Below are 5,433 nucleotides of genomic sequence, written 5' to 3'. Positions count from 1 at the left end.
CACAGCAATGTGTTCAGCGGACCGGTACTAATAGGTCGAGGGCTTGACCAGCAAAAGGCGGAGGTTGGAAATTGGAGGTTAGAAGTTAGAAAGACTACTAGCGCCAAGGATAATCCAACCAAAGTGAAAAAGCCTGGGCTTTAAAAAAACAAATCGCTGTGCAGTTTTGAAGGGATAAGGAGTTTGGTTATCCAATTTCCAATCTCTAAACTCAAACGTCTAATAAGTTTTCCGGTGACCATACTGGAGAGGATACACCCGTTCCCATCTCGAACACGGAAGTTAAGCTCTCTAAGGCCGATGGTACTTGGGCTTATGCCCCGGGAGAGTAGGTAGTTGCCGGAATTGATTTTAAAATGAACCCCACTGGTTTAAAGCCGGTGGGGTTCATTATTGTAGATTCCTAAATTAAAAATGGATTGCCAACTAAACTAGTAATATTCAAGAGTGATTCTCAAATAAAATAACCGGTTGCCATTGCACCCGGTGGTTACATCATCAAAATAAAGAATACATGTCCGTTTTACTTGGAACGGGAAAAAAAATTGCAGATTACATATTTATCACAAATTCGACAAAATAACAAAAGGAACAACAAAATATTTGACGAACATTATATTTTACAGTGAAAATTTAACAATGTTAATTATGACAAAATAATGCGGAGCAGGCCCAGGTGTATTTTGAGCAAATGCATTCTATTGCCGGAAATCTTGTTCCAATGACTGAACAACTTTACCAGTTAATTCGAAAATCTTGTAGAAAGCAATATGCAAATCGTTGAAGATACAATGCAGGCCAATGAGAAACAAAATGCCAAATCGGTCACTATGGCTTTTACTGTTGCATTTTGTGCCGTTGCAGCGGGGATCTTAATAACCATAATTATCAGCAGGAGCATTCGTAATCCCATTTTGGGGATGGTTGCCAGTGCTAAAAAGATGGCTGCCGGGGATTTTACGGGCGATATCGATTTAAAGTCAAATGATGAAATCGGCGAGCTATTAAGAGCGTTAAACCAGATGAAAATCAATTTCAAGGACTTGCTGTTAAATATCCAAAAAACTTCCAATAAATTAACGGCTGCTGCGCAGCAGTTGGCCGCACAGGCTCAACAAACCTCCGCGGGGGCATCCGAAACAGCTGCTACCATGACACAAATTGCTACATCAGTGGACAATATGTCGCACAACACTCAAGAGGTTTCACAACAGGCCAGTATTGCCTCGGAACGTGCTGAGCAAGGTTACCGGGGGATTGCAATGGTGACAGATCAAATGAATGAGATCTCGTCTGCCTCGGGTCAGGTAAACGGCGCCATGGATGCTCTGAGCGGGGCTATTAATAAGATAAACCAGTTTGTTGAAGTAATAACCAACATAGCTGACCAGACCAACCTGTTGGCTTTAAATGCAGCCATTGAAGCAGCCCGGGCGGGGGAAGCTGGTAAAGGCTTTGCCGTAGTGGCTGAGGAGGTACGTAAACTAGCTGAGCAGTCTGCCCAGTCAACCCGTGAAATAAAGAAGTTAATTGATGAAATACAGTATCAGGCTAGCCAGGCTTTACAGGCTATGGCAGCCAGCACGGAAAAAGTAGCTCGGGGTGATCGGGTGGCCGGCGAAGTGGGACAGAATTTTGCCGAAATATTACGGGCAATTCAGGAACTTACTGATCAGGTGCAAAATGTAGCCGCCTCAGCACAACAGGTATCCGCCGGAGTGCAAAATGTAGCGGCCACAACAGAGGAACAAAACGCTGCTATGGAGGAAGTGTCATCCGCCACGGATCAACTTAATCAACTGGCAGCTGAACTTAACGCAATGGTGCTTAAATTTAAACTATGATTTTGTTAGAGACAAAACTACTAAAAAATGTTATATATAACTGCGTAGGAAGACTGTCAACGGATTCCTTTACTTATACACCCGCTGGTTTTTTGCCGGAGGGTGTAGTTTTTTATCTGCATAATACTTAATATTAGATGTTTCAGTTATTACTCGATCTGCAAACCAATTTAAATTAACTATAAATTTAGCAGGAATACAAAAAGCTTTGACGAAATAGGCACTCATGCTAAAACAATATTAGTAATTACTAAATTGTTTGAATTGCACGTCTATTTTATTTCGTGTAAAATACTGCATAACACTATTTAAAAAGCGGCGAGAGTGCACAAGTCTTACACAGTCCATAATGGAGGGGGGGTACCTCATGAAAAAACTATGCGATCTTATTCTGGAAAAAGAGGATTGGTTGCTGGAAAGAGTACTCTATTATGCCAAATTATACAATTATACAAAATATACTTCAACATTGCAAGAAGCCTGGCGCATGTCCATCGCCGGTTTGTCCGGCACCATTGTTACAGCACTAAAAAACTATGACCGGTCCCTGGAGTTGCAACCGGATGACAATTATGTACAGGATCCAATTTCAGCTTACGGCATTGCCCAGGCTAAAAAGCACCGACTGCGCGGAATTAACCTGGGCATGTTTCTCGGTTTATTCAAATACTACCGGCAAAGTTATATTGATCTGGTCAGATCAGCTGAGTTTGAACAAGAGATTAGTGAGTTTTATCGTCTTTTTATCAGAAGGATATTTGATCGCATAGAAATAGGTGTTTGTCTGGAATGGTCCAGAGAGAATGAAAGGAACAGATTTATCGACAGTTTGCAAGAAGCCAACCAGTTTATTATGAATGAAAAAAACAAATATCTTACCATCTGTGAAAGTATATCAAACCCCACCTTTTTTATCAATGAAAACTACCAAATAGATTATATGAACCACGCCGCAGCCATACTTTTTAATGCTTCCCATACTCCCGGTGCCGGTTATTATGGCTTTGATCAGTCAAAGCAGTTTGTTCCCTGGTTAATTGATGAATTTAATACTATGATTGCCGGTCATCATCCTGAATTACTCTTTGAAAAAACAGTCCACACTTCTGATGGCGTTATTTTTTATGAAGTTAAGATGAAAAGGATGCTTGATATCAGCGGTAAATTTACCGGTATTGTTGTAACCATGGTTGATATCACGAAACGCAAGAAGGCGGAACAGGCTTTAAAAGCTAGTGAGGAAATGCTATTCAGAGAAAAAGAACAGCTCGCCACCACCCTCAGGAGCATTGGTGATGGCGTGATAGCAACGGATTGTACAGGGCGGGTAACATTAATAAATTCAGTGGCTGAAGCTCTGACCGGGTATAACAGTGCAGAGGCGGTGGGCCGGCCAGTGGAAGAAGTTTTCCATATTGTTCATGAGGATACATATGAACCAGTTGAAAACCCGGTTAAGAAGGTTTTTGAAACAGGTCTGGTTACCGGCTTGGCCAACCACACGGCATTGATTGCCCGGGATGGAACATTCATATCCATTGCCGACAGCGCCGCCCCCATAAAGGATGTAAACAATCGCACCTTGGGCGCTGTGCTTGTTTTTAGAGATGTTACGGAGCAACGGCAAAGGGAAGAAATATTGAAACGGTACCAACTTTTATCTATGTACGCCAGGGATATTATTTTATTTGTCCGTCCCGACGGCTACATAGTTGAAGCAAATGAAGCCGCCGTCAAGGCATACGGTTACACGCGGGAAGAGTTGATGCAAAAAACAATTTACGAATTACTCGCTTACCAAGGCCCCGACTTGACAAGTTACCGGATGACCGGGGCGTTAACTCCGGGTAGTTTATTTGAGTCTGAACATAAAGATAAAAACGGGAGAGTATTTCCCGTTGAGGTTAGTTCCCAGGGTGCGGTGATTGGAAATGAGCCTGTGTTTATGAGTATTATTAGGGATATTACCGATCGTAAACGCGGCGAGCAGGCCCTGCGCGATTCGGAAAACAGGTACCGCACCATCTTTGAGACAACGGGTACCGCCACTGTAATAATTGAAGAGGACGGAACCATATCACTGGCTAATAAAGAATTTGAAAACCTTTCCGGTTATTCCAGAAACGATTTGGAAGGCAAGAAAAAATGGATGGAATTTGTTGAACAAGGTGATTTGCAGCGGATGATGGAATATCACCGGATGCGGAGGGTTGACTCCAACAGTGCTCCCATGAATTATGAATTTAAATTCATTGATAGAAATGCCAGTATTAAAGACATTTATATTTCCATTGCCATGATTCCTGATACCAACCAAAGCGTAGCCTCCCTTTTGGATATAACCAAAAGAAAAAACATGGAATCAAAACTTAAATACATGAGCTTGCATGACCCCCTGACCGGACTTTTCAACCGTATTTATTATGAACAGGAAATGGAGCGTTTGGAAAAAGAGAAAGATAATCCCGTGGGTATTATTGTGTGTGATGTGGACGGGCTTAAGCTGGTTAACGATACCCTGGGACACACTGCCGGAAACAAGCTCTTGAAGACGGCCGCCGGTGTACTAAAAAGCTCCTTTCGTGAAAACGATGTTATAGCCCGGATCGGGGGTGATGAATTTGCGGTACTACTACCACACTGCACGGCAATTACCGTTGAACGTGCCGTCAATAGAATAAAAGAAGTCATTGATAAATACAACTGTTCTAACCCGGAGTTACCTCTGAATATATCCATTGGTTTTGCTGTGAGCAGTGAGGATGTAGCGGATTTGAATAATTTATTTAAAGAAGCGGACAACAATATGTACCGCGAAAAGTTACATCACAGTCAAAGTTCCCACAGTGCCATTGTAAAAACACTCATGAAAGCCTTGGAGGCCCGGGATTTTATCACCGAGGGTCATGCGGATCGCTTGCAAACACTGGTATCCGGCATAGCAGTAAGCATTGGTTTACCCGAACAGAAAATAACGGACTTGCGTATTTTTGCTCAATTTCATGATATTGGTAAGGTAGGCATACCGGATCGCATTCTTTTCAAAACAGGCCCACTGACACCAGATGTAGATTCTCAAATTAACTCAGAAAAAATTATCATTTTAAAATAGGCTAATCAAGCAACCAAATAACGCAAATTCTCTAACTAAATTGGTAAAACCAAATAAAATTCTCACATTCCTTTAGTATAAAATCTAAGGATAAAAATACCGGGTTACCGTGCGTAAGACAGTACCCGGATAATAAAATCAAAGCAACGAATGCTTATACTTTTTGAAAGCCAAAATATCAGCCCGTGCTTCATACAACTTTTCTTTAAAAACAACAGCAAACCAAGCTGCCCGGTTTTTCGTAGGTGGATACACCCTGGCTTTATCAGCCACCTTGCAAATTGCCTCCAGCGCTTCCTCCTGGCCAAAGCCCAATTCACGCATTATGCTTTTTGCAACCGGTAGCAAATCATAAAATCCCGTACTGGCAAAATAATCTTCCAGGCTTTTTCCCGGCATATTAAACACCACCCGCAAGTTAAATTTCCAGTTCCTGCTGAGCCTGGTAAACAATATCCTCATCAACCAGCCTTTGTT

At 42.1% G+C, this 5,433-nt stretch carries 3 protein-coding genes and 1 rRNA gene; 3 read left to right on the top strand and 1 reads right to left on the bottom strand.

Features of this window, described 5'->3' with window-relative positions:
- Positions 1–230 precede the first annotated feature (230 nt).
- The 3 genes from rrf (at position 231) to LX24_RS14550 (ending at position 4,956) form a co-directional block, all read left to right on the top strand.
- Positions 231–345, top strand: a 5S ribosomal RNA gene (rrf, locus tag LX24_RS14560).
- A 425-nt stretch (positions 346–770) separates the two neighbouring features.
- Positions 771–1,844, top strand: a complete 1,074-nt coding sequence (locus tag LX24_RS14555) for a methyl-accepting chemotaxis protein (RefSeq protein ID WP_166512854.1) — start codon at positions 771–773, stop codon at positions 1,842–1,844.
- A 367-nt stretch (positions 1,845–2,211) separates the two neighbouring features.
- Complete coding sequence (locus LX24_RS14550; RefSeq protein WP_166512853.1) at positions 2,212–4,956, top strand: PAS domain S-box protein; 2,745 nt, start codon at positions 2,212–2,214, stop codon at positions 4,954–4,956.
- A 138-nt stretch (positions 4,957–5,094) separates the two neighbouring features.
- Here LX24_RS14550 and LX24_RS14545 read toward each other — a convergent pair.
- Positions 5,095–5,433: hypothetical protein (locus LX24_RS14545; protein ID WP_243131776.1), on the bottom strand; the 339-nt coding region annotated here is incomplete at its 5' end.

It is taken from the genome of Desulfallas thermosapovorans DSM 6562 (assembly GCF_008124625.1).
GTDB lineage: Bacteria > Bacillota > Desulfotomaculia > Desulfotomaculales > Desulfallaceae > Sporotomaculum > Sporotomaculum thermosapovorans.
The sequence above is the reverse complement of the archived record's forward strand: the minus strand, read 5'-3'. Positions and strand labels throughout refer to the sequence as shown.